Annotated in this window: 29 protein-coding genes; 9 read left to right on the forward strand and 20 right to left on the reverse strand. The window is 43.9% G+C overall.

Features of this window, described 5'->3' with window-relative positions:
- Window positions 1–2: 2 nt before the first annotated feature.
- From F6J99_RS05715 to F6J99_RS05735, 5 genes are all read right to left on the reverse strand, one after another.
- Window positions 3–764: an NB-ARC domain-containing protein gene (locus F6J99_RS05715; protein WP_365972695.1), complete on the reverse strand. Its 762-nt coding sequence runs from the start codon at window positions 762–764 to the stop codon at window positions 3–5.
- Between the two features lie 270 nt (window positions 765–1,034).
- Window positions 1,035–1,451 (reverse strand): hypothetical protein, encoded by a 417-nt coding sequence (locus F6J99_RS05720; RefSeq protein ID WP_293112089.1) that lies wholly within the window; start codon window positions 1,449–1,451, stop codon window positions 1,035–1,037.
- Window positions 1,452–1,813: 362 nt separating this feature from the next.
- The gene (locus tag F6J99_RS05725; RefSeq protein ID WP_293112090.1) at window positions 1,814–2,047 is read right to left on the reverse strand and encodes a hypothetical protein; all 234 of its coding nucleotides are present in this window, start codon (window positions 2,045–2,047) and stop codon (window positions 1,814–1,816) included.
- Window positions 2,048–2,185: 138 nt separating this feature from the next.
- Window positions 2,186–2,716, reverse strand: a complete 531-nt coding sequence (locus F6J99_RS05730; protein WP_293112091.1) for a hypothetical protein — start codon at window positions 2,714–2,716, stop codon at window positions 2,186–2,188.
- A 938-nt stretch (window positions 2,717–3,654) separates the two neighbouring features.
- The gene (locus F6J99_RS05735) at window positions 3,655–3,897 is read right to left on the reverse strand and encodes a hypothetical protein (protein WP_293112092.1); all 243 of its coding nucleotides are present in this window, start codon (window positions 3,895–3,897) and stop codon (window positions 3,655–3,657) included.
- Between the two features lie 549 nt (window positions 3,898–4,446).
- Here F6J99_RS05735 and F6J99_RS05740 point away from each other — a divergent pair.
- A complete protein-coding gene (locus tag F6J99_RS05740; protein WP_293112093.1) occupies window positions 4,447–4,701 on the forward strand; it encodes a hypothetical protein in 255 nt (84 codons plus the stop codon).
- Window positions 4,702–4,821: 120 nt separating this feature from the next.
- Here F6J99_RS05740 and F6J99_RS05745 read toward each other — a convergent pair whose 3' ends face one another.
- Entirely contained in the window at window positions 4,822–4,947 is a 126-nt protein-coding gene (locus F6J99_RS05745) for a hypothetical protein (protein WP_293112094.1), read from the reverse strand.
- Between the two features lie 621 nt (window positions 4,948–5,568).
- On the reverse strand, window positions 5,569–6,891 hold the full coding sequence (gene ctpB / locus F6J99_RS05750; protein WP_293112095.1) for a carboxyl-terminal processing protease CtpB: 1,323 nt from the start codon (window positions 6,889–6,891) through the stop codon (window positions 5,569–5,571).
- 551 nt (window positions 6,892–7,442) lie between these two features.
- On the opposite strand from ctpB, the gene F6J99_RS05755 reads away from it, so the two are divergent.
- On the forward strand, window positions 7,443–7,619 hold the full coding sequence (locus F6J99_RS05755; RefSeq protein ID WP_293112096.1) for a hypothetical protein: 177 nt from the start codon (window positions 7,443–7,445) through the stop codon (window positions 7,617–7,619).
- Here the strand turns inward: F6J99_RS05755 and F6J99_RS05760 are convergent.
- The 4 genes from F6J99_RS05760 to F6J99_RS05775 all read right to left on the reverse strand — a co-directional run bounded on the left by F6J99_RS05760 (window position 7,616) and on the right by F6J99_RS05775 (window position 9,887).
- A complete protein-coding gene (locus tag F6J99_RS05760; protein WP_070392091.1) occupies window positions 7,616–7,891 on the reverse strand; it encodes a MoaD/ThiS family protein in 276 nt (91 codons plus the stop codon). The two genes, F6J99_RS05755 and F6J99_RS05760, sit on opposite strands and share 4 nt — an antisense overlap.
- A gap of 234 nt (window positions 7,892–8,125) precedes the next feature.
- On the reverse strand, window positions 8,126–9,430 hold the full coding sequence (thrC, locus tag F6J99_RS05765; protein WP_293112097.1) for a threonine synthase: 1,305 nt from the start codon (window positions 9,428–9,430) through the stop codon (window positions 8,126–8,128).
- Window positions 9,431–9,609: 179 nt separating this feature from the next.
- The gene (locus F6J99_RS05770; RefSeq protein WP_293112098.1) at window positions 9,610–9,777 is read right to left on the reverse strand and encodes a hypothetical protein; all 168 of its coding nucleotides are present in this window, start codon (window positions 9,775–9,777) and stop codon (window positions 9,610–9,612) included.
- Window positions 9,765–9,887 carry a hypothetical protein gene (locus F6J99_RS05775; protein WP_293112099.1) on the reverse strand — a complete coding sequence of 41 codons (123 nt, stop codon included), beginning with the start codon at window positions 9,885–9,887 and terminating at the stop codon, window positions 9,765–9,767. The genes F6J99_RS05770 and F6J99_RS05775 overlap by 13 nt, the downstream gene beginning before the upstream one ends.
- 32 nt (window positions 9,888–9,919) lie before the next feature.
- Between F6J99_RS05775 and ggt the strand changes: the two genes are divergently transcribed.
- Window positions 9,920–11,662: a gamma-glutamyltransferase gene (gene ggt / locus F6J99_RS05780; protein ID WP_293112100.1), complete on the forward strand. Its 1,743-nt coding sequence runs from the start codon at window positions 9,920–9,922 to the stop codon at window positions 11,660–11,662.
- On the opposite strand, the gene F6J99_RS05785 is transcribed toward ggt, so the two are convergent.
- Window positions 11,651–11,809: a hypothetical protein gene (locus tag F6J99_RS05785; protein WP_293112101.1), complete on the reverse strand. Its 159-nt coding sequence runs from the start codon at window positions 11,807–11,809 to the stop codon at window positions 11,651–11,653. The two genes, ggt and F6J99_RS05785, sit on opposite strands and share 12 nt — an antisense overlap.
- A 47-nt stretch (window positions 11,810–11,856) precedes the next feature.
- Here F6J99_RS05785 and F6J99_RS05790 point away from each other — a divergent pair, with 47 nt between their 5' ends.
- Together F6J99_RS05790 and F6J99_RS05795 are read left to right on the forward strand one after the other, a co-directional pair.
- Window positions 11,857–12,801, forward strand: coding sequence for a hypothetical protein (locus F6J99_RS05790; RefSeq protein WP_293112102.1), 945 nt, complete (start codon window positions 11,857–11,859; stop codon window positions 12,799–12,801).
- Window positions 12,794–13,876, forward strand: coding sequence for a pentapeptide repeat-containing protein (locus F6J99_RS05795; RefSeq protein WP_293112103.1), 1,083 nt, complete (start codon window positions 12,794–12,796; stop codon window positions 13,874–13,876). The genes F6J99_RS05790 and F6J99_RS05795 overlap by 8 nt, the downstream gene beginning before the upstream one ends.
- A 143-nt stretch (window positions 13,877–14,019) precedes the next feature.
- Here the strand turns inward: F6J99_RS05795 and F6J99_RS05800 are convergent, their stop codons facing one another.
- On the reverse strand, window positions 14,020–14,328 hold the full coding sequence (locus F6J99_RS05800; protein ID WP_293112104.1) for a hypothetical protein: 309 nt from the start codon (window positions 14,326–14,328) through the stop codon (window positions 14,020–14,022).
- 507 nt (window positions 14,329–14,835) lie between these two features.
- Between F6J99_RS05800 and F6J99_RS05805 the strand changes: the two genes are divergently transcribed.
- Together F6J99_RS05805 and F6J99_RS05810 are read left to right on the forward strand one after the other, a co-directional pair.
- Entirely contained in the window at window positions 14,836–15,021 is a 186-nt protein-coding gene (locus tag F6J99_RS05805; protein ID WP_070392097.1) for a hypothetical protein, read from the forward strand.
- Window positions 15,018–15,281 (forward strand): hypothetical protein, encoded by a 264-nt coding sequence (locus tag F6J99_RS05810; RefSeq protein WP_293112105.1) that lies wholly within the window; start codon window positions 15,018–15,020, stop codon window positions 15,279–15,281. The genes F6J99_RS05805 and F6J99_RS05810 overlap by 4 nt, the downstream gene beginning before the upstream one ends.
- Window positions 15,282–15,301: 20 nt before the next feature.
- On the opposite strand, the gene F6J99_RS05815 is transcribed toward F6J99_RS05810, so the two are convergent.
- Both F6J99_RS05815 and F6J99_RS05820 read right to left on the reverse strand, forming a co-directional pair.
- Window positions 15,302–16,882, reverse strand: a complete 1,581-nt coding sequence (locus tag F6J99_RS05815) for a WD40 repeat domain-containing protein (RefSeq protein ID WP_365972689.1) — start codon at window positions 16,880–16,882, stop codon at window positions 15,302–15,304.
- Window positions 16,827–17,297 (reverse strand): hypothetical protein, encoded by a 471-nt coding sequence (locus F6J99_RS05820; protein ID WP_365972691.1) that lies wholly within the window; start codon window positions 17,295–17,297, stop codon window positions 16,827–16,829. The genes F6J99_RS05815 and F6J99_RS05820 overlap by 56 nt, the downstream gene beginning before the upstream one ends.
- A 739-nt stretch (window positions 17,298–18,036) precedes the next feature.
- On the opposite strand from F6J99_RS05820, the gene F6J99_RS05825 reads away from it, so the two are divergent.
- Entirely contained in the window at window positions 18,037–18,303 is a 267-nt protein-coding gene (locus F6J99_RS05825; RefSeq protein ID WP_070394685.1) for a hypothetical protein, read from the forward strand.
- A gap of 123 nt (window positions 18,304–18,426) precedes the next feature.
- On the opposite strand, the gene F6J99_RS05830 is transcribed toward F6J99_RS05825, so the two are convergent.
- Window positions 18,427–18,609 carry a hypothetical protein gene (locus F6J99_RS05830; RefSeq protein WP_293112107.1) on the reverse strand — a complete coding sequence of 61 codons (183 nt, stop codon included), beginning with the start codon at window positions 18,607–18,609 and terminating at the stop codon, window positions 18,427–18,429.
- Between the two features lie 107 nt (window positions 18,610–18,716).
- Here F6J99_RS05830 and F6J99_RS05835 point away from each other — a divergent pair, with 107 nt between their 5' ends.
- Window positions 18,717–18,866 (forward strand): hypothetical protein, encoded by a 150-nt coding sequence (locus tag F6J99_RS05835; RefSeq protein WP_293112108.1) that lies wholly within the window; start codon window positions 18,717–18,719, stop codon window positions 18,864–18,866.
- A 332-nt stretch (window positions 18,867–19,198) separates the two neighbouring features.
- On the opposite strand, the gene F6J99_RS05840 is transcribed toward F6J99_RS05835, so the two are convergent.
- From F6J99_RS05840 to F6J99_RS05855, 4 genes are all read right to left on the reverse strand, one after another.
- The gene (locus tag F6J99_RS05840) at window positions 19,199–20,116 is read right to left on the reverse strand and encodes an ABC transporter ATP-binding protein (protein WP_075902439.1); all 918 of its coding nucleotides are present in this window, start codon (window positions 20,114–20,116) and stop codon (window positions 19,199–19,201) included.
- Between the two features lie 186 nt (window positions 20,117–20,302).
- The gene (locus tag F6J99_RS05845) at window positions 20,303–21,076 is read right to left on the reverse strand and encodes an ABC transporter permease (protein ID WP_293112112.1); all 774 of its coding nucleotides are present in this window, start codon (window positions 21,074–21,076) and stop codon (window positions 20,303–20,305) included.
- Window positions 21,077–21,120: 44 nt separating this feature from the next.
- Window positions 21,121–21,288, reverse strand: coding sequence for a hypothetical protein (locus tag F6J99_RS05850; RefSeq protein WP_293112109.1), 168 nt, complete (start codon window positions 21,286–21,288; stop codon window positions 21,121–21,123).
- Window positions 21,289–21,603: 315 nt separating this feature from the next.
- On the reverse strand, window positions 21,604–21,843 hold the full coding sequence (locus F6J99_RS05855; protein WP_293112110.1) for a hypothetical protein: 240 nt from the start codon (window positions 21,841–21,843) through the stop codon (window positions 21,604–21,606).
- Window positions 21,844–22,176: the final 333 nt, after the last annotated feature.

Here is a 22,176-nt window from a genome sequence, read left to right on the forward strand (position 1 = left end):
TCCTAGGAGCCGTATGCGGTGAAAGTCGCACGTACGGTTCTGAAGCGGAGGTGCCCCGGATAATACCGGGCATCGACCGTACCTAATTTCTTTTTCTCTAAACGTTTCTGAACTTTAGCAATGGTTAAGGTCGGATGTAGATCTAAATATCCTCCGACTAACTCCAAACCCAAAGGCAAATACCCCAACCATTTACATAAGGCTTCTGCTTCGGTTAGTTCTTTATCAATGCGCTCTTTTCCAACAAGCTTACCTAATAATTCTAATGCTGCCTCTGGGGATAGTACATCCAAATCAATTCGTCGGTAAGAAGCCCCTGCACGCTGACGACTGGTGACCAGTACCTTGAAGCGGGATTCAGCTGGAGGCAAATAGGGTTTAATTGTTTGTTGGTAGTCATTGCTGAAAGAAGCGACATCATCCAGCACGATCAATACTGTTCCTTCTGGCCAATGTCTCCAGCAGTATCTTACCTGCTCCTTGAACTCTAGGTCATCTGGAATGGTTAATCCTAATTCCGTACGCCCAAAACTAACAACTTGAATCCCCAGATCTAGCCCGCGCACTGGAAACCAGCACCTACCACCAGGGTAGTTTTCCTGATAACTTAGAGCATATTGTAGAGCTAATTCGGTTTTGCCCACACCGCCCATTCCGGCAATGGCACAAATGGCTAATCGATCAGTCTGTTGAAGTTCCCGATGGAGCTGCTCAAGTTGATCGTCTCTACCGACAAAGTGGCGTTGCTGAATTAAGAAATGAATGCGCGATCATCTGGTTTTATTTAAGCCCCCTAAATCCCCAATTCTGGGAGACTTATCTTGATGCAGTCGCTCATGGGAAAACCACGGCAGTCGCTCATGGGGGGAACCCCCAAGACCGCGCTGCTTCCCCAAGACCGCAGAGGTGCGCTAGCGCACCTCTGCATCGCTTGAGAGTTTTGTTACACCCAGAATTGGGGGTTAGGGGTGGGGGGCGAAACCATACCCAGAATCAGCTGTAGGTGAAGTGCAAAATCCCAGTTTACTAGAAGTCTAGTATTTCTTGCTTAGCGTAACATTGATAATTTGCGGATTATTCTTGCTGATGTTTTGCACAAAACCGTTATCAGGTTCATCTGTAGGTATACTACCATGTATATTACCTATAAACTCACCGGCTTTTAGATCCCCTCCCAATTTATAATTCATAGTGTATGAGTTGCCAATGTCGAATGGAGCGATATCTAAAACTACCTCATTGTTGCCTGGTATGTCCACCAATACTGCATCATACAGATCCAAATTCACAGAGGGACAATAGTAATTGTTGACCAGATCGCAGTGGGTGAAGGACGCACTTGCTGCTCCTGTGAACCCTAAGAACAAGGTAAAAGTCAGCAAGAGGGAAGAAAAAATTTTGAGAATGCTTTTCATTTGAACTTCTCCTTTTAATTTTTTTACAGAAAACATGTCATTTATGCAAAACATTTGTACTATATCTAGAGTCCCATCTATGGTTTAAGCCTGGTTGACTGACAAAACTAATCAAGCACGTACTCGTACGTTTGTATTTTGAATTCCAGTCGATACCGTCGTTTATCATGTTGTGTTCGTGAGGCCATCACTGGGTCAGGATCATGATTACTCGTAAAACGAACCCGACGAATCAGTCTCCAGCCATTTTCGCTCCGAGGCTTTGACCCACTCCCAACCAATCCGAAAATAGCTGTTTCCTCGAAACCAGTGTGTGTCTACCCATCGACGTTTACCTGTTTCAACGACCGATACCCCAAGCGGCTGTGACATATAACGTAGCAACTGCCAGGATGAACCTAAGCCCTTGATAAAGCAGGAACTGAGCGAATTTGGGATTTTTGCACATTCCAACCATTGGACTGGTCATCCAAGAAATTTTCCTCGATATCAAAGCGCAATCCATATTCTTGAAAGGATTTAAGAGTGGTCTTTTCATCACTAACAATGGCCCAAAACTCACCATTGACATTGTTACGACCGAAGACGAGATGGACCCCACCAAAAAGCGTACTCCTTGTGGAGTTTGACATTGTGAAAGCAGAGGGCTTCACCTCGTAGAACATGGAAATCTTTAAGCTGACACCATCCTTTTCCGGCTCGCCAAATCCAACTGTCCTTTTTCAAACGAATCCGATAGTGCCAGCCCCATTGGGTTGTCATGGCTTTCATTAAATCGGTGTGGACAAAGCCTCGATCTGCCAGTAAAACGACCTTAACCCCTTTGGGCAAGAGGTGTATGGCTTGTTGCAACATCTCGCGATAATCGTGTTTTGGATACAGAAGCACTGCGATGTTCGAGCACTCGCCAGACCACAGGCAAGGCACGTCCGGTGATGCACCACAACCAATCGCACCAGGCAATATTGATCCCAGAACAGTGAGGTGTCCAAACTCAAATAAATAGTGTCATCCTTCCAATCCGCCAAAGCTGCTTGAATCAAAGGTTTGTACAATCGATGGATGTTAATTCGAGCATTATGCAGCCAGCGTTGCATCCGGCGTTGCTTGCTTTGGGCATATTGGCCTCTACATGGAATCTCAGGAATCCAACGGGTCAAATTTACCTCCCCTGTTTTGATCACGGCCACCACCATCCACAAACAGGTTGTCAGGTGGCTCAGGTGAGCCCAGTCACTGGGTTGATCTATCCAGCTCTTCAAGGCATTGTATAGACGGGAGTTTTTTTCACAGCATTCCAAGGGTATGAGTGGTTTCTATCCTTAGAATGCTGGCTCCCACTCACTTTAGTCAAGGGCGGCTATCTCTCTCCAGATAAGTATTTGAGCACTTTTGACTTCATTTTTTGTCAGTCAACCAGGGTTTAAGCTTACTCTGATGACATAACACTAAGCACAGGGCAAGCACCTCTTATATAGTTCATTTGTTCCACAACTTTGAACAATTATCCCGAGTTCCTAATTTTTAGTTGGAACAATCTAATATTAAACCTAATAAGTATCTCTTAACCTCATAAACCTCATATAAAACCTCATATAAAAACTCATGTAAAACCTCATGTAATACCAAAATTGGTATAAAACCTCATATAAAATCTCATATAATACAAATTTGGTATAAAATATAATTGACAAAAATACAATTTAATGTATAAGACATTATACGTATTAAAAACGTGGTCATTTCGGCTCTAAAACCCTTGAAAAATTAAGAGCTGATTCGTAAACTCGCACTAAACCTTGTAGGATAAGGCTTGCGTAAAAATAGAACAATTGAACTATTTAATAGCTAAAAGACAATCATAGCAAGGCTTTCAGACTTCTTAAGATTTACTTTACGAATTAGCTCTAAGTGTTTCAGGACTTACGCACACAATCCATGGGTAGGGTGGGCAAGGTTTTGCCCACCCTACAGGTAGCCTTAAATTGAGGGATTTGCGTAAGTCCTATGTTTCAGAATCCAAACCCCTACAACCCATTACCTATAGTGCTACCTTAGGCATTAGTCAGTAAACCCATACTTTAGCGCTTGTCCCCGGCTGCTGCGGCTAAAAACTCATGTAAAACCTCATGTAATACCAAAATTGGTATAAAACCTCATATAAAATCTCATATAATACAAATTTGGTATAAAATATAATTGACAAAAATACAATTTAATGTATAAGACATTATACGTATTAAAAACACAGAACAACATCAGGATCGAAGTAAGCGATCGCTCTTTCTGTTTCCATTGCTGCTCTGGTATTTCCCGGAGCAATCTCAACAATTCCTACTTCCCAGGACTTACCATTATCTGAAAACTGTCCTAGTTCATAAACTGTCCCTTGTTCATGTTCTTCCTCTTGAAGATTGCTCAAATGAGCCTTAACAGCAATGTATTCAACAGGAATAGCGGTTAATATAACTGCCCGGTTCATAAATCTTTGCTAGTTAACGTCAGTCAGATGTCAGCAACTAATCATTACCTGGCTGTGATCTCAGCTTTTGTCCAAACTTGTTTTATTTTAAAGTTAACTATATTGTATTATTTGTAGATACATAAAATTCAATCTTGATTTAGTCTAACAAAAAAAATACAGGGAGTCGGGTAAAAAAATATCATAATTCATTTTATATACCTATAACAATTTTTTGGATATCTTGATTTTTTTATTTCCTGTTTCCAAGGCTATCAGTAAATTAAACTCACAAAAAAACGAACGCTAACATTTTTACTATGTGCCCTGTTTGCGATTCCCGATTCTAACTTCTACTTGGTGGTGCGTTACGGGGCGGGTCCAATACTAGCTACGAAGTTTAAAAGGCGAGCCAGCCCCTAACGCACCCTACGCACTTAATTATAAATTCTTAATTATAAATTCTTAATTCTATTCCATTACCCCTCAAAAAAAAATCTAAAAATCCTTGACAAATAAAATTGTAATCGTTATGATTATATATGGAAAATTCAAAAGCACTTTTGAACTATGCCTGACAACTTTCGCCCAGATCCACAAAACACTCCTGAGGATATCACTCCTAGTAATACTCCTCAGGAACCTTCCCCAAAAAAATACCCCATTAAGCACATTCTGAAGGGGTCTCGCCGGGCAATAAACAACACCATGCATACCCTTTATGCACGGGGTTACGCCGAAATCTCCGAGTGGAGCCCCCTTCAGCCGACTGGAATTCCTGGCGAATTCATCACCATGATGACCAAGTATTTAAATTTGGGTTAAACTCTTAAATTATAGGGGGGGTAACCCCCCTGGCCAAAGTATCAGGTTTGTTCACGTAGCGTGACCTTTGGTCAATCCTATGGGATCATTTCTGGATTGGTTTAGAAAGTTGAGGCATAACTAAAAACTCCTAGCCGTAGAAGGTTTTCTGCGGCTATTTTTTTTTTGCTTATTATGTTTTAGGGCATCGGGAATTGGGAATCGGGAGTCGGGAGTCGGGAGTCGGGACAAAAATTTAGATGTCAATTACCCTTACTAGTAAACGCTATACTTCCTGATATCAATTAGCGACAAGAATGGTACGATGGGTAAGGTGGTTGAATGCTTTCGCGTAGCGTCTCTTCCAGAGAATCGCAATCAATTTCAGTTCACAACAATGCTTTTATTGTGATTCATCCTACATCTGGTGGGATTGGTGAACTATTGAATTAGTACGAATTCAATTACAGTTAATCAACAATTGTTCTATTGTGATTCATCCTTGGTGGGCAGTGCATACCTGGGTGTATGCCAGCCAATGAATCTGTCTAGTGCACTGCCCACCCTACATCTGGTGGGATTGGTAAACTATTGAATTAGTACGAATTCAATTACAGTTAATCAACAATTGTTCTATTGTGATTCATCCTTGGTGGGCAGTGCATACCTGGGTGTATGCCAGCCAATGAATTTGTCTAGTGCACTGCCCACCCTACATCTGTTCTATTGTGATTCATCCTTGGTGGGCAGTGCATACCTGGGTGTACGCCACCAAGATGAATTTGTCTAGTGCACTGCCCACCCTACATCTCCTCCCGATTCCCGATTCCCGATTCCCGATTCCCGATTCCCGATTCCCGATTCCCGATTCCCGATTTCCAGCGCAGCTTACCAGACCCTACCTGAGTTTATGGGTTGACTGAGGGTTCCAGGCCCAGAGGCAGTAGTTGATTTTAAAACTGCGATCGCTTTTCCGTATTGAGGATCCCTACTAGTGCCACGCCATCCCGGTTGACTAGATAGCAGTTGCCGTTGCTCAAGGGTCAACTCTTGGCGAATATCGGGCACAATTCCTTTCAAACTAATATCTTGACCACTGGGTAGATAGTAGCGAGAGACGGTCACCGTTAAACCCGAACCATCGGATAAGGAATGGACAGACTGGACAGCAGCTTTACCAAAGGTGCGAGAACCGATAACAGTAGCGCGTTTGTTATCTTTGAGAGCACCAGTTAGAATCTCACTAGCACTAGCGGAGTTACCATCCACTAGAATCGCTAAGGGCAGTTGGGTCAAGGCGGTTCGATTAGCGGTGTATGCCTGTTTGCCACCGATCCGGTCTATAGTGCTAACAATTTCTCCCTCTTGCATCCACATCCGGGCAATTTCAATACTGGAAAAAAGCAATCCCCCTGGATTACCCCGCAGATCTAGGACATAAGCATTCACCTTCTGCTGATTTAGGTTACTAATTGCCCGTTGCATTTCTTCAGCTGCATGGGAACTAAATTCATTTAAGCTGATATAACCCACTCGCAGATTCCCTTCCTCCTTGACGCTGTAACGAACAGAGGGAATTTCTATCTGAGCTCGGGTTAGTTCTATCTCAAAAATGCCCTGGCCTGGTCGGGCAATCCGCAGAGTCACTGATGACCCCACTTTACCCCGGATTAGTTTCGAGGCATCTTCGAGACTTAACCCTTTCGTAGCTTTGCTATCTACTGCTAAAATCCTATCCCCAGCTTGAAGACCTGCCTTAAACGCTGGGGAATTTTCAATCGGTTCAATGATTAACGGGGTTTCGGTCTGCTTTTCTATTTCCATGCGAATACCCACACCAGACAGTTCACCAATAGTTTGGTTTGTCAAGGCTTGGAACTGTTCTGGCACTAAAAAGCGGGTGTAGGGGTCTTCCAAGGTTTCTAGGGCTTTCCGAATCGCTTTATAGGCTTCTTCCTTTGAAGCGTAGCTTCTGCTCAGAAGTTTGTGCCTAGTCGCTTGCCAGTCAACTTGGTTAAAGGTGTTATCGACATATTCCCGATTGACAGTTTGCCAAACTTCATCAACAATCGTTTTGGGGCTATCCTGAAATGCTACAACCACAGAGCTACCATTAATCGGTGTTGCCCAAGACCAAACTGCTGTGGTTGCGATCGCTCCAGTGAACAGAACACGTTTGAGTCGGGGGAAGTTTTTCAGGGATTGTCTCATGGATATAAGGCGGCAAATTACTTAATTAGTTAATTACTTAATTTATTTAGTTTTTTATAAATTCAACAATTATTGACGTTTCTAGGTACTACTGATGATAATAACCAAAAAAAAATATTTTATAGGTTTAGTTTCTGATATGATATACTAAGGGGATATTTGTATTTATGGTTATCCTGCCAACTTAGTCACCAAGTTTCAGTCACCAAGTTTCAGTCACCAAGTTTCAGTCACCAAGTTTCAGTCACTTAGCTTCACTCACTTAGTTACAAGAGAGGCTAGAGTTTTTTTATACGATTTAATAGTCTAATTGTAATATACAAAAATTCAGCAACTATGGCAGACTGCCGTTGTGCCAGTTCCGAAACTGAACTGCTCTGGGTACACAGACTGCCATAGCGATCGCAAAATAATCATTGATTTAGCGGCCAGCTCAGGTGGCTAGCTAAATGCGTGGTATCAAAATACTTGCAGCAATCCCGATCAACCCCCGAGTCTTGTATAGCGCCGCTGAAAATCCAGTTACTGTCGGGAGTTCGGGAGATGGGGAAATGGGGAGTCAGATCAGGGTTCCCTGTGCCCTGTTCCCTACTCCCTGTGCCCTTTTCCCTTCTAAAACCCAGGACGAAAGTTCCTGTAGGGTGGGCAGTGCATCAGACAGATTCACCAAGCTTACCAATCCCTTAGGTAAGCACTGCCCACCTACGATTAACCACAATAATCTCTAACCACCAGCAACAGCTGTGACAATACTCACTTCATCCCCATCGTTGAGTTTTGTTTCTGTATTCTCCAACAAGCGGATATCTTCCCCGTTCACGTAGAGATTCAAAAATCGACGGGGTTTACCCTGCTCATCGCACAGGCGTTGTTTAATTCCAGGACAATTAGTTTCCAGGGATTCGATCAGCTCAGAAACATTCGTTCCCTGACATTCTACTGTTGCTTGCTCTTGGGTATATTTTTGCAGAGGAGTAGGAATTAAAACTTTTACAGCCATAATCAATATCTTGCTTTTAATTCTCAATTTTGAAGGTTGAATGGTAAGCCATCAGCTATCAGTTATCAGTTATCAGTTATCAGCCATCAGCTATCAGCTATCAGCCATCAGCTATCAGCCATTGGCTGTAAGCGAGGCTACTGTTGGCGCAGCGTGGGCGTAGCGCCATCGATGCTTTTGAATAAAATCAGCTGACCGCTGACTGCTGACTGCTGATTGCTGACTGCTGACTGCTTAAACTAAAACTTGCTGCCATTCCAGACGGTCTAGGGTGTTAGCCCGCTCTAATGCTTGCTCGAAATTGTCTAGTTTTGGTTCAATTACCAAAGGTTCACCCACATAACCTTGAACGGCTTCTTGGGTCTTCAAGCCATTACCTGTGATGTAGGCTACTGTAGTTTCATCGGGGTCAATTTTACCAGCTTCTACCAACTTCTTGAGTACAGCAATTGTAGTACCTCCTGCGGTTTCGGTGAAGATTCCTTCGGTTTCTGCCAGCAACTTCATCCCTTCGATAACTTCTGCATCAGTCACGGATTCAATGTTTCCGTTAGTTTTCTTAGCTATTTCTAAAGCATAGATGCCGTCGGCTGGGTTTCCAATCGCAATAGATTTAGCAATAGTGTTCGGCTTGACTGGAGTAATAAAGTCCCGTCCTTCTTTGAAAGCTTGAGCGATTGGGGAGCAACCTTCTGCTTGAGCACCGCTGAAGCGCACTGATTTATCATCCACTAGACCCACTTTGATGAATTCTTGGAAGCCTTTGTAGATCTTGGTGTATAGGGAGCCTGATGCCAAGGGAGCAACAACATGATCCGGTAGTTGCCAACCTAGTTGTTCAGCCACTTCAAAGCCCAGAGTTTTGGAGCCTTCTGAGTAGTAGGGACGTAGGTTAATGTTCACAAATCCCCAACCGTGGCTGTTGGCTACTTCACAACAGAGGCGGTTGACTTGGTCGTAGTTGCCTTTGACTGCCATTAATGTGGGGTTGTAAATCAGAGTGCCCATCACTTTACCCGCTTCCAGGTCAGCAGGGATAAACACGCAGCAGTCGAGTCCAGCATGAGCTGCGATCGCAGCAGTAGAATTCGCTAAGTTTCCAGTACTAGCACAGGATACCGTTGAGAAGCCTAACTCCCGTGCTCTACTTAGAGCCACTGATACCACCCGGTCTTTGAAGCTCAGGGTGGGCATGTTGACAGCATCATTTTTAATGTAGAGATTTTTTAACCCTAAGCGTCTAGCCAAGCGAGTCGATTTCACTAAGGGAGTCATTCCCGTACCAACATCAATATAGTTATCAGTGGCAAGGGGTAAGAAAGAACGATAGCGCCAGATGGATTTCGGACCTGCCTCTATGCTTTGCCGGGTTACATGGCGTCTGAGGGTGCCGTAGTCATATTTTACTTCCAACGGACCAAAGCATTCCTCACAAACATGCATTGCCTTGGGCTCATACTCCGCACCACACTCTTTACACTTCAACTTGGTAAATGCGGTAGATGCCTGGGTTTTGGGAGTAATTGTGGCTTGGCTCATGGGTATATCTCTAATTACGTTCTCTAATTACGTTCAGTCAAGACTTGATTAAAAGTAACATACCTCAAAATGTCCGTCAAACATACCCGACTTTTTTAGTCGGGATTACTTACAGCCCTTACACAAGAACCATTAACCAGTCTAAACTACTGTCAATTTAGATACAAACTTTGGTGCGATTAGTGATATATGGCTGTGTGTAGGCAAGAGGCAAGAGGCAAGAGGCAAGAGGCAAGAGGCAAGAGGCAAGAGGCAAGAGGCAAGAGGCAACAGTAATCCCCCCGACTCCCGACTCCCGACTCCCGACTCCCTCGGTGCGCTTTCCGTAGGCGAATTAAATTCGCCACGGGTCGCACCGCTCCCGACTCCCGACTCCCGACTCCCGACTCCCGACTCCCGACTCCCTAGTAGCGCTGGTGGAAACCGTTATAGTATCTTTCCGAAAGCCGAAAATCATTTCCAATCTCTCAATATTTCCTCAACTATCCCATGGGCAAGATAGCCAAAACACATAAATTCATCATCACTTGCCTCACTACTCTAATTTTCATTAGTGCTGGCAGCGCCTTTGGTCAAGACACAGTTATCTTTAGCAGAAAAGATATCTTTCATCCTGTTATCGCTAACAACGGTATGGTTTCCTCTCAAGAAAGCTATGCCTCACAAGCTGGTTTAGCCGTTTTAAAAGAAGGTGGCAATGCTGTTGATGCTGCGGTAACCATGGGGTTTACCCTAGCGGTAACCTTACCGCGAGCTGGCAATCTCGGTGGCGGTGGCTTTATGCTCTTACATCTAGCCAAAGATAACCAAACCATTGCTATTGATTATCGGGAGAAAGCACCACTAGCTGCTACTCGTGATATGTTTCTCGATAATAATGGTGAGGTTGACCCAGAAAAGTCTCGATACAGTTATTTATCTGTTGGTGTTCCTGGTACAGTAGCTGGGTTAACCATGGCACTGGAAAAATACGGCACTATTTCCTTAGAACGGGCATTACAACCAGCTATAGAATTAGCAGAAAAAGGGTTCCCAGTTTCTGAAGATTTGCTCATATCTCTGAGATACTCTAAGCAGCGAATGCAGGCTTCTGAGGGGAGTATGGCTATTTTTTATAAGCCAGGAGGTGTCCTTTATCAGGTAGGTGAAATCTTAGTACAAAACGATTTAGCCCGTAGTTTAAAGCTGATTGCTAAATATGGGGCTAAAGCCTTTTATGAAGGTGCGATCGCATCGGCTATCGTAGCAGATATGGAAGCCAATGGTGGTCTGATTACCAAAGAGGATTTAGCGACCTATAAACCCGTGATTCGAGAGCCGATTCAGGGCACTTATCGGGGCTATGAGATTTATTCTATGCCACCTCCAAGTTCTGGAGGTATCCATCTGGTGCAGATGTTGAATACCTTAGAAGCATTTCCGATTCGGAAACTGGGACATAATACTGCCCAAACCATTCATTTAATGACGGAAAGTATGAAGTTAGCTTATGCTGACCGTTCTAAGTTTTTAGGAGATCCTGACTTTGTGGCAGTTCCCGTTGCTGAATTAACCTCTAAAACCTATGCTGAACGCATCCGTCAACGGATTAATCCCTATCGAGCAACTCCCAGTTCAGAAATTGCCCCTGGTAATCCTACTCAACCGGTAGAAAGCAATGATACCACCCATTATTCAGTGATGGATAAGTATGGCAATGCTGTTGCTAATACCTATACTTTAAACTTCAGCTATGGCAGTAAAATTACAGTACCGGGAACGGGTATTCTCCTCAACAATGAAATGGATGATTTTTCAGCTAAGCCAGGAGTCCCTAATGCTTTTGGGTTAACTGGAGCAGAATTCAATGCTATAGCACCGGAAAAAAGAATGCTGAGTTCTATGACCCCAACAATTGTGCTCAAAGATGGTAACCCTTATCTAGTCACTGGCAGTCCCGGGGGGAGTAGGATTATTACCACCGTTTTGCAATTGATTATGAATGTAATTGATCACCAGCTCAATATTGCTACAGCTACTAATGCCATTCGGGTACATCATCAATGGTTACCGGATAAACTTTTTATAGAACAGGGTTTGAATGGTGATACAACCCAATTATTAAAGTATAAAGGATATAAGATTTCGGTGAGTAATGCTATGGGGAGTACCCAGAGTATCATGTACATTAACAATTCATTTGAAGGTGCATCTGATCCTCGCCGACCTGGTGCCTTAACCTTAGGTTATTAACCTATAGCAATTATTAGACTCATGAGGTACAATTATCTGGGTTTTAGGGAGCAGGGAGCAGGGAGCAGCTAATAGGCAAGAGGCAAGAGGCAAGAGGCAAGAGGCAAGAGGCAAGAGGCAAGATGTAAAAAAAAATGTGTACCTCATAGCTATGGTAAACGCTAGAGTATTTACTTGAGCAATCCGTGTAGGAATTGTGGGAATTTTGGATCGTAACTTCCCGACTCCCTACTCCCTACTCCCTCGGTGCGCTTTCCGTAGGCGAATTAAATTCGCCACGGGTCGCACCGCTCCCGACTCCCGACTCCCGACTCCCTACTCCCTATTCCCTACTCCCTATTCCCTATTCCCTTTGCTATTACATGCCTCCACCAGAGCCTAAGAATAAATGCCTAGATTGCTTAGGGATGAAATTGGAAGGAACGCTGATTCCGCCAAACAAACAAAAACGTAAGTTTTGGCAAAAACCCTCTAAAATCCCGCAGATTAATTTATACCTAACCATTCAATTTAAGCAGCACTGGGAAGAGTTGCTCGAAGGTCGTGTTAAATTTGGACTCAAAGGTGGAGTACTGCGCCTTCATCTCCAACATGGTAATATCCCCTATGAATTCCGTGAGCTTGGCGGTTATATTCAACTGGCAACAGTAGGTAATCAACAGCCACCATGGCCTAATTGTGATCTCAACCAGCGTCCAACAGATTCTAATGGCAACAGGGAAAAAGGGGGAGGTGCCGTTACTCCAGAAGCTACCCAATGGCAATTCCACGAGAGATGCCAACCAGAATCTCAACCAGAATCCTACGAGACCGATGAAGTTTCCTGGTGCCACATTACCAATCAAGTTTCGGGGGAAAATCCTGCCTGGATTTTTGAAGAACAGAAGGGCAATGGTGTTTTATTTGGTTGCCTGAATCGGGTAAAGCTCGCCACTGTGAATGTCACTGCTTTACCCTGTCGTATCCAAGCAATCTTTGAAGTATCCCAGCGAGATATTTGTGTAACTGAAGTTGAGGGGTTGTGGTCTAATAACCTTACCCGCAATAAAACCGTTGTCCTGAACAGACTGATTGTGGAACATTTGTTGGTAAGTAAATTTAAGCCCTATCTGTCTCGAGTGGAATTGCAATATGGGTGAGGAAAAATCTCAACCGATTCTGCTCAGCCTGATCAAGCGGGTTGTAGTGGCAGAAACAGACAATCTTGAGCAGTTGACTGCAATGGTTGGGCTGAATCTGGCTGAGCACTTCACTGCAGCTGACTTAAGTTACACTGACCTCAGCCAAGCTAGGTTGATTGAAGCGGATTTCAGAGGAACAGATTTCCGGGGGGCTAACCTCCAAGGTGCCAACTTCTGTAATGCTGACTTGAGGGGGGCTGATTTCAGGAGTGCCAATCTAAGCATGAGCGACTTCAGGAGTGCTAATCTCCAGGGGGTAAGCCTTGGTGGTGCTGACCTGAGGGGGATACGATTAGATGGTGCTAATCTCAGGGATGGTGACCTCAGTGGTGCTGACTTGAGGGGAGCTGACGTCAGGAAAACTGACCTAACTGGTGTTAATCTTAGCGAGGCTAAATTGGGAGGTGCTTACCTCCAGGGGGCTAAACTCAGGGGGGCTAATCTGGGTAATGCGATTTTGAGCAGAGCTAACCTTCAGGGCACTAACCTGATCCGCGCCCACCTGGGGGGGGCTGACTTGAGGTGTGTTGATTTATCCCATGCTAACTTGAGCCGTGCTGAGCTTAGTGAAGCTAATCTCAAAGGTGCGAAACTGAGGGGAACTAATCTTAAAGGTGCTGATTTAAGTTTAGCAGATATGACCCAAGTCTGCCTGATTCGTGCTAATTTGAGTTATGTCCATCTGATTCGTGCCAACCTACGCAAAGCTGAGCTGATTCGTAGCGACTTAAGTCACAGTGATCTCAGGGGAGTTGATCTTCAGGGAGCTGACTTGAGTTTGGCTATCTTTGAAAATGCTGACCTTAGGAGTGCTAATCTCAGAAGTGCGAAGATGAATCTTGCTGAGTTAGATGGTGCCAATCTGAGAGGGGCTGATTTTAGTCATGCTGAAATTAGGGGGGCAAAAGTGAAAGGGGCTAGGTTCGCTAAAAATCGAGGTATTTCTAATCATATGAAACGGGTTTTGATGCGGTTAGGGGCAATTTTTGAAGATGACGACCGCGATAGCTCTACGGTGATTATTTCTCGTTAAGTTTAGTAAGCATTCAGCTAAAGCGCTACGCGCACGCGTGCGCGTTCAGTTATCAGCATTCAGGGAATAGGGTGCGTTAGGCAAAGCTAACGCACCGATATGATTGCGATCGCGAAGCGGTTACGAAGGAACATCGCATTTTTTTACGCAACGTTATCCCCTGAGGTACGTAAGGGAATTAGAGGCAGCAGGGGAGACAGGGGAATCAGAGACACGTTTGACGTTTCAGTCTTAGCAGGCTCGGGTGCTTGGAAAGGTTCCTCAAATTGCTCAAAGTGCATTTCGGAGACTGGTTGCTGTAACAATTTTTTTAATGCAATTTGCGGTGGGATTTCAGCAATATCTTCTTCGAGGATTTTAGTCAGCTTAATTTTGTCTTCTATTTCCAGAGTAGTAATTGCTTCAAGAAGAGACTCGAAAGGAATTAGCCTTTTGACAGCAGCTTGTATCATATTTACCTTCCGGGATTACGTGTATATGATTACTTAGGTTACTATAGTAACCCCAATTTACCTCTCTGGTAACGAGAGTTTATGTTTATTAACATTTAATTACAAATTATCATCTTAACTTATGATATTAACTGTTGACTATTTTATCAAAATATGTTTAATCCAGCCATAAAATTTTCCTAGCTATCGTTATTGTCAACAGATCAGGACATAGTATGAAAATCACCAAAAATGTAGTTAAACATACTATTAACCATGGTAAACTACTTTTCCCCGGCTTTATCAACAGGGATTATATGATGTCCGTATAATTACTCTAATAAAAATCTCCCCATCTCCCTATCTCCCGATCCCCCCATCTCCCCATCTCCCCATCTCCCCATCTCCCCACACTCGCCGCGCCCCCGCCCCAACCTCCCCACAGGTTTATTATGGGTATTCAACCGGACGAATAATCAAGATTTGGGAGTAAAATCACCAACATCCCTATAACTTCGGTCGGGTGTGATGGAACCAACAGAAGCACAATATCTAATTCTCAATGCATTGGATACCTTAGGATTACTAGAAAATACTGTTTATGACCAAGACAATGGCATTTGGTACATCAGCACTGCCAGCCTTCTTCTGCCCTTTGCTATGCTTTTACCAAATGGTGAAATTACCCCGATTACACCTGTAGCCGAATTATGAAGCCCTTAAGTGAATTACAACAACAGCAATATCAACGAATGATAGAACTCTCCACTCTGGCCCGTAAGCGATATCTGGACTCCGGAGGAGATCCAAACCGAGCCTCAGGGAGTCTACACAATGAAAATTATATGACTGCGGAAGAACAGCAGGAATTCTTGGTATTAGCTAGGGCACTTTCCGGGATTTATACTAATAATGGTTATGTTTACTGTCAAGGGCGGTCTTGGAAATTACCCGAAGTGTTGAATCAGGAATAAGGGGAAAGTGTGGGTAAAACCTACCCCTGCTCCCTGCTCCGAAGTCCCTGCTCCCTTCTTCCTTTAATACCACAAATTTCCCTTAATTCTGTTTCCTTTTCATGAGTGACAAGGTAATCATGGAGCCAATCACAACTCTTTGCCACTAAATCATCTAAATCGAAATTCCACAGTTTCACCGTGTTGTCAGAACTAGCAGAAGCAAGAGTCTGGCCATCTGGGCTAAAGACCACGCTATTGACCCAATCGCTATGTCCGGTGAGGGTTTGCAGGTGTTTGCCTTGGTGATTCCATAGTTTCACCGTCTTGTCCCAACTAGCAGAAGCAAGAGTCTGGCCATCTCGGCTAAAGACCACGTTATTGACCCAATCGCTATGTCCGGTGAGGGTTTGCAGGTGTTTGCCTTGGTGATTCCATAGTTTCACCGTCTTGTCCCAACTAGCAGTAGCGATAGTCTGGCCATCTGGGCTAAAGGCCACGCTAGTGACATTTGCTTTGTGTTCGGTGAGGGTGTGCAGGTGTTTGCCTTTGAGATTCCACAGTTTCACAGTCTTGTCCCAACTAGCAGAAGCGATAGTCTGGCCATCTCGGCTAAAGGCCACGCTATTGACAGGTTCGCTATGTCCAGTGAGGGTGTGCAGGTGTTTGCCTTTGAGATTCCACAGTTTCACAGTCTTGTCATCACTAGCAGTAGCGATAGTCTGGCCATCTCGGCTAAAGACCACGCTATTCACCCAATCGCTATGTCCAGTGAGGGTGTGCAGGGGTTTGCCTTTGAGATTCCACAGTTTCACCGTGTTGTCATCACTAGCAGTAGCGATAGTCTGGCCATCTGGGCTAAAGACGACGCTATTCACCCAATCGCTATGTCCGGTGAGGGTTTGCAGGTGTTTGCCTTGGTGATTCCATAGTTTCACCGTCTTGTCCCAACTAGCAGTAGCAATAGTCTGGTCATCTCGGCTAAAGGCCACGCTAGTGACATCTGCGCTATGTCCAGTGAGGATGTGCAGGTCTTTGCCTTTGAGATTCCACAGTTTCACGGTGTTGTCCAAACTAGCAGAAGCGATAGTCTGGCCATCTCGGCTAAAGGCCACGCTAGTGACAGGTTCGCTATGTCCAGTGAGGGTGTGCAGGGGTTTGCCTTTGAGATTCCACAGTTTCACGGTGTTGTCCAAACTAGCAGTAGCGATAGTTTGGCCGTCTGGGCTAAAGGCGACGGTTATGAGATATTGGCTATGTCCGGTGAGGGTTTGCAGTACTTTGCCTTGCAGATTCCACAGTTTCACGGTGTTGTCCAAACTAGCAGTAGCGATAGTCTGGCCCTCTGGGCTAAAGGCGAGACTAGTGACATCTGCGCTATGTCCAGTGAGGGTGTGCAGGTCTTTGCCTTTGAGATTCCACAGTTTCACAGTCTTGTCCCAACTAGCAGAAGCGATAGTCTGGCCATCTCGGCTAAAGGCCACGCTATTGACAGGTTCGCTATGTCCAGTGAGGGTGTGCAGGAGTTTGCCTTTGAGATTCCACAGTTTCACGGTGTTGTCCCAACTAGCAGTAGCGATAGTCTGGCCATCTCGAAAAGGTATCGTAGTCTGTTTCCTCACGAAATCCTGTAGGAGACAGCAGAAATGAACTATTGGTATCTGCCAGGTTAGATAAAACGTTTGGGATGATGGAGACAAAGGCAAAATCCTTGAAGGTGGAGTCAGGAGTAAGCTCATCAGTCAGGAAGTTAAAGTCGAAGCTCAAAACATCCCCAGCGTTGACTGTAATAGGTTGTAACTTGAGAGCGGATCCTTCTTTGGCATCTCCATTGCCAAAACCATCTATACTGCCTGGGTTGAACCCCAAGAAGTTTTCAAGTGCGCTATCACTTACAGAACCGACATCATTAGTAATTAAAGCCTGAAATTTTCCCTGAGAAGGAATACTGCCAAATGCCGCTGTCTCAATTCTGGCATCGCCGATAGTGTTCCAATTTATGAAGTTGCCAGTCTCAAATCCAAAAATAGTAGTCATCAGATTTTGTCTTTGGTAGATTACATGATTGACACAAGAAGGTCATTGCAGACAAACAAATTTAGACTAAGCTCACCTCAAGGCATCAGAAGTTGATACACCAGTTGATACACCAGTTGATACACCCTAAATCAGACTCGTAAAACCGATAATTTTTTCGTAGCTTCCCCTATAAATCAACATTTAAATTTTGTAGTATTCCTGAAAAATTAAAATACCTTAAGGTGTCTTATTTTTTTACCCTGAATGTTTTTGATATTTTGCTTGACTTGACTATTTATCAATTTATCAATTCTTTTTTTAAAGAAAAATACTTTTATTTAAAGTCTTCGTAAAGTTAAGCGTAAACTTGTTCAAGTTTTAGTTAAAATTAGGTAATCACAGTTACCTAGGTAACGCCCATAAACTAGATAGCATCAGTTATCTGAGGCATCTTCACAGATTTCAGGGATCGTAACACTGCCAAAGCCAGCAGCATCGAGTCATTCACAATAGGTTTGATTAGCTGTAATCCAACAAAGGCTCTGCCTTGATATCTGGAAATAGTGACAAATCCTGAAAAAAAGGGTTATAATAGCCCTCTGAAGACAAAACATTGATTAACCCTAACAGGTTGATTAACCTTGAGGAATTTACTTACAATTCCAGGGCTGGTCTATTTTCTCTAAGTACATTTACGGTTACGGCGGTCAACTCAGCAATTCTATAATCCCATCAGTTATTGAAGGGCAGTAAGGCAATGTATAAGAATTGCGTAATTGACATTAACTCCAAGCCTAATAAGGTTGATAGCGTTTGGCGTCTAGCCGAAACATTATCTGTAGAGGAAAAGGCTGAATTGATTGAGCGCTTGCTTGACCAAGAATCGGGTTTGATTGTGCTGTCAGCAACTACTCACTTAGCTGATTATATCCTGGCCCAGATGAGTCTTTTGTCATCAGAAGGCTTGCTGTACGTATTCAGGAAAGTTGCGGCTCAGCTGTCGAGCAAAGGGAATGGTTTGTAGATTGTTATCGTTAATCACCCACAATATCCAGCTTGTTCTTTTTTTGTTGGTGGTTAGCTGTCCGGCAAAATTCATCCCACACCTATGCGTAGCATAGGTGTGGGATGAATTTTGCACAGGGTATTATAAAATTGCTATAATATATTTACTGATAAACAAAGCCGTTCGCGAAGCGTGGCCAAAGGCCTTAAATGCTGGGCAAGTCAGCCACCTACGTTCCTTAAAAATAGAACTTATTGTATTGTTCCGGCTCGGAGACGAAACCTTATCAGAGCGATGCAGCGCGGTCTTGGGGGTTTCCCCCACTCGCTATTGCATCAAGACAGGGTCGCCTTAATCATAAAGTTTTAACCATGCATCTGCATAGCCTGCTAACCATTTTGGCTCCACTCTTTAAGCGGTAACTTCTGACCGTGTCGTTAATAAAGCAAGCCTACGTATCCGTTCGCGCAGCGTCGGCGAAAGCCGATACCGTTGGGTGGAGTTGGCAAGAAGCCTACACGCTCACTCGTTCGCGGAGCGGCTCTGTAAGAGCAGAGTCAGTGGAGGGAGTATGTCACTAGAGGCGAACAGCTGTTCGCCCCTACAGTAGTTAGTAGAGATCAACACACTCTCAGTGACAGCTCCCACACTGACTCTTTGAGTTCAGTGTGGGCAACAAGCGCCAATCCAGCTATTGCTTAGGAGGCGCTGGGCTTTAAGAACGGACTGCCCTGCCGCTCTGTTTTTTTGGTCTTTTGTTTAATAATGTTTTACCAACTTTCCAGCATTTTCGGCTTTGAAAGTCAGTATGCGCGAGTATAACACATCGATTGGTCTTTTGTGAAAGACTCTGTGCAAAATTCATCCCACACTCATGCTGCGCATTGAGATGTGGGGCTTCTTTTGCCGGAAGCTAACGACTAACCACTAACTTATTTCCCAGATTTGATGTAACCTCTACATAGACATACTCAAGCCGCACTGGTTGACGAGCAATGGAATCGAGGGGAATCCCATCAAAACATGCCATAATGTCCTTCAGGTCTAAAGACTCTGGTAGCCAAAACGCTAAATCATTGCCATAGCGGCGATGAGTAAAGCCTAATTCTTGGGCACGAGCGATCGCTTGTTCTTCTTGAGGGGTGTCTACTACTACAATTTCTTGAGCCGGAATCTTTTGCCGTAACTCAACCAAACTCCCCTCTGCTACAATCTGTCCCTGTTTAAGAATGCCAATTCTGTGGCAAAGACGTTCTGCTTCATCAAGGGAATGAGTGGTCAGCAAAATAGTAATTCCCTGGCCCTGAAGACGTCGAATCAAGTCCCAAATTTCATATCGGGCTTCAATATCTAAGCCTGTGGTAGGCTCATCTAAAATAAGTAATTTCGGCTGATGCACTAGAGCAACAGCAATATTCATCCGTCGCTGCATCCCACCACTGAGGGTTTCCACTGGACTTTTTGCCCGCTCTAATAAATTGACCGCAGCAAGGGCAGTGTAAACTTGTTTAGAGCACTGCTGACCATCTAACCCATACAGACGAGCAAAGAAATACAAGTTTTCTTGACAACTAAGGGTTTGATACAGTAAATTCTCTTGGGGAGCAACCCCAATCAGCTTTTTCGTTGCCTCGGACACTGGTTGGTTATTGATTGCGATCGCACCACTATCCGCTCGTAGTAAGTTACAGATGATATTGATAGTAGTTGTCTTACCTGCACCATTGGGTCCGAGTAAACCATATATTTCTCCCGCTGGAATAGTTAGGGTTAAATCCCGCAGAACGTTTCGATTACCGTAAGACTTACTTAATTTATGGATATTTAGCACTAGTTAAACCTTCAGCAATACTAAGGCAATTTAATCAGACTTTTTTTACGATAATCGGAGAATTTTATAGACGTACTAGGTCATAGATAACTGACCCGACTATACTTAAGTTTATTTATTTGTGCAAAACTCCTCATTCTTTAATGGTTTCAACTAGCTTACCCTGCACAAAACTCCCATGGGTAATTACAATCTCCTCTCGACCTGAACCATCCCCTGGTATGACAACCATGCGACTATCACCATCACTGAGGCAAAGCCAAACAAAAACCAGAAATGAGACTCGATTTCCACCAAACCCTTGCCATCAGCCCATACTCCCAGCAAGGCTTCGTTCATATGATAAATTGGGTTAAACTTAGCGATTTCCAGTAACTGTTCCGGAAACAAAGCAGTTGGTAAAAACGCACCACCCAAAATTAATAGAGGTACACCGAAGGTTCCCACTAAGGCATTAACGTCCTCAGTGCGCCGCGCTAATTGAGTTCCCAGAAAAAATCCCACTCCCACATAAGCAATAATACTCAGCAAAATAATCAATACTCCTAGCAACACGGAACCTTGAAACCTTGCCCCCAAAAATGCTGCTATGGTATAAACCACTAAGGCTTGACCTGTAGCAATGCAGCTGTGAGCCAAAAAAATTCCTAAGAAATAGGATATGCCGCCTAATGGAGAGATAAATAAACGCTTGAGCATGTGCTGTTCTCGTTCTGAGACTACCGTTGCGACGCTACCCCCCAAGCAGCTAAAAAACAAAGCAGCACCCACAAGAGTAGTTGGGGCAGCACGTTCAAATGCTTCAGCGGTTGATAGCTGAGCCTGTTCTGCCATAATTAAACCGTTGAGAAATAGCACAGTAATTGGAAAAATACTCCAAAATAATAGGCTACGCTGCCTTCGCCATAGTTCAATCAAGATTCGCTGTGCTACAGCACAGGTTTCCCGCCAATATTTCATAATTACAGCTGTTTTCAATTGGGTTAGGTACAGATTCTTGAGTTTTAGGGAACAGCGGATCTGGGAACAGAGAATAGGCAAGAGGCAAGAGGCAAGAGGCAAGAGGCAAGAGGCAAGAGGCAAGAGGCAAGAGGCAAGAGGCAAGAGGCAAGAGGCAAGAGGCAAGATGGAAAAAATCCTGTGTACCTGATTAGGTTAGTAACCGCTTTCAACTTTCAACTTTCAACTTTCAACTTTCAACTTTCAACTTTCAACTTTCAACTTTCAACTTTCAACTTTCAACTTTCAACTTTCAACTTTCAACTTTCAACTTTCAACTTTCAACTTTTATCCCAGCTTTTTGTCTTTAGATTACCGATCGTCTATCGATTACAAACAGCGTATCAAGGTCTCTGAGATAATAAAGAGCAAAGCAAGCTGCTAACATTGGCCATGGAGCAAAAAATAGCAAATTCTGATCAGAACAGGGGGTTAGATATTGCTGATATGCTGAGAGAGTTGATACCCCATGAAATACTAATAATAAGCTACCATAAGTAAATCGTTTTTTCCACTAAGAGTAAAAATCCGATGATGATGACTAGCTGTATAGCCCCAATAAGAGTAAAAATGCTGTTACCGATTCCACTAATAAAGTAAAAGTTTTCATAGACCGCAGCTGCATGTTCAGGAGGCACGAATTTATCGATTGTCCACATCAGCATTACTATAAAAACACTGAGGCGCAGTAGAAACAAAACTAGGGTAATTCGATTAGATGCTCTCATGGTAGTTAACAAGTAATAGATCGCAAGTAATAGATCGGATAACAGAATGATAGATCAGATTATATCTGCTAGCGTCGTTATTTTATACCTAGGCATAATGAACCACCATGGTAAGCATTCAGGTATCAGCCGTTAGCCGTACCCACTATGAATCCATGACTTCCGTGAGAAAGTATAGTTCCTAAAAGAGGTTGTTCGCGTAGCGTCGCCTTTTGGCCAAGGTTTAATCACCGCCTAACCTGTAACCTGTAACCTATAACCTGTAACCTATAACCTGTAACCTATAACCTGTAACCTATAACCTGTAACGGGTTAACCAGATTGCGATTGACC

Origin of the sequence: Moorena sp. SIO4G3 (genome assembly GCF_010692305.1) — a bacterium.
In the GTDB taxonomy this organism is placed as follows: domain Bacteria; phylum Cyanobacteriota; class Cyanobacteriia; order Cyanobacteriales; family Coleofasciculaceae; genus Moorena; species Moorena producens_A.

Coding starts and splice junctions, on each gene's coding strand:
- F6J99_RS05720 (WP_293112089.1), bottom strand. CDS start 1,451: ATGTTTTCTGTAAAAAAATTAAAAGGAGAAGTTCAAATGAAAAGCATT.
- F6J99_RS05725 (WP_293112090.1), bottom strand. CDS start 2,047: ATGTCAAACTCCACAAGGAGTACGCTTTTTGGTGGGGTCCATCTCGTC.
- F6J99_RS05735 (WP_293112092.1), bottom strand. CDS start 3,897: ATGAACCGGGCAGTTATATTAACCGCTATTCCTGTTGAATACATTGCT.
- F6J99_RS05740 (WP_293112093.1), top strand. CDS start 4,447: ATGCCTGACAACTTTCGCCCAGATCCACAAAACACTCCTGAGGATATC.
- ctpB (WP_293112095.1), bottom strand. CDS start 6,891: ATGAGACAATCCCTGAAAAACTTCCCCCGACTCAAACGTGTTCTGTTC.
- F6J99_RS05755 (WP_293112096.1), top strand. CDS start 7,443: ATGGGGAGTCAGATCAGGGTTCCCTGTGCCCTGTTCCCTACTCCCTGT.
- F6J99_RS05760 (WP_070392091.1), bottom strand. CDS start 7,891: ATGGCTGTAAAAGTTTTAATTCCTACTCCTCTGCAAAAATATACCCAA.
- thrC (WP_293112097.1), bottom strand. CDS start 9,430: ATGAGCCAAGCCACAATTACTCCCAAAACCCAGGCATCTACCGCATTT.
- F6J99_RS05775 (WP_293112099.1), bottom strand. CDS start 9,887: ATGATTTTCGGCTTTCGGAAAGATACTATAACGGTTTCCACCAGCGCT.
- ggt (WP_293112100.1), top strand. CDS start 9,920: ATGGGCAAGATAGCCAAAACACATAAATTCATCATCACTTGCCTCACT.
- F6J99_RS05785 (WP_293112101.1), bottom strand. CDS start 11,809: ATGAGGTACACATTTTTTTTTACATCTTGCCTCTTGCCTCTTGCCTCT.
- F6J99_RS05795 (WP_293112103.1), top strand. CDS start 12,794: ATGGGTGAGGAAAAATCTCAACCGATTCTGCTCAGCCTGATCAAGCGG.
- F6J99_RS05800 (WP_293112104.1), bottom strand. CDS start 14,328: ATGATACAAGCTGCTGTCAAAAGGCTAATTCCTTTCGAGTCTCTTCTT.
- F6J99_RS05805 (WP_070392097.1), top strand. CDS start 14,836: ATGGAACCAACAGAAGCACAATATCTAATTCTCAATGCATTGGATACC.
- F6J99_RS05810 (WP_293112105.1), top strand. CDS start 15,018: ATGAAGCCCTTAAGTGAATTACAACAACAGCAATATCAACGAATGATA.
- F6J99_RS05820 (WP_365972691.1), bottom strand. CDS start 17,297: ATGACTACTATTTTTGGATTTGAGACTGGCAACTTCATAAATTGGAAC.
- F6J99_RS05825 (WP_070394685.1), top strand. CDS start 18,037: ATGTATAAGAATTGCGTAATTGACATTAACTCCAAGCCTAATAAGGTT.
- F6J99_RS05845 (WP_293112112.1), bottom strand. CDS start 21,076: ATGAAATATTGGCGGGAAACCTGTGCTGTAGCACAGCGAATCTTGATT.
- F6J99_RS05855 (WP_293112110.1), bottom strand. CDS start 21,843: ATGAGAGCATCTAATCGAATTACCCTAGTTTTGTTTCTACTGCGCCTC.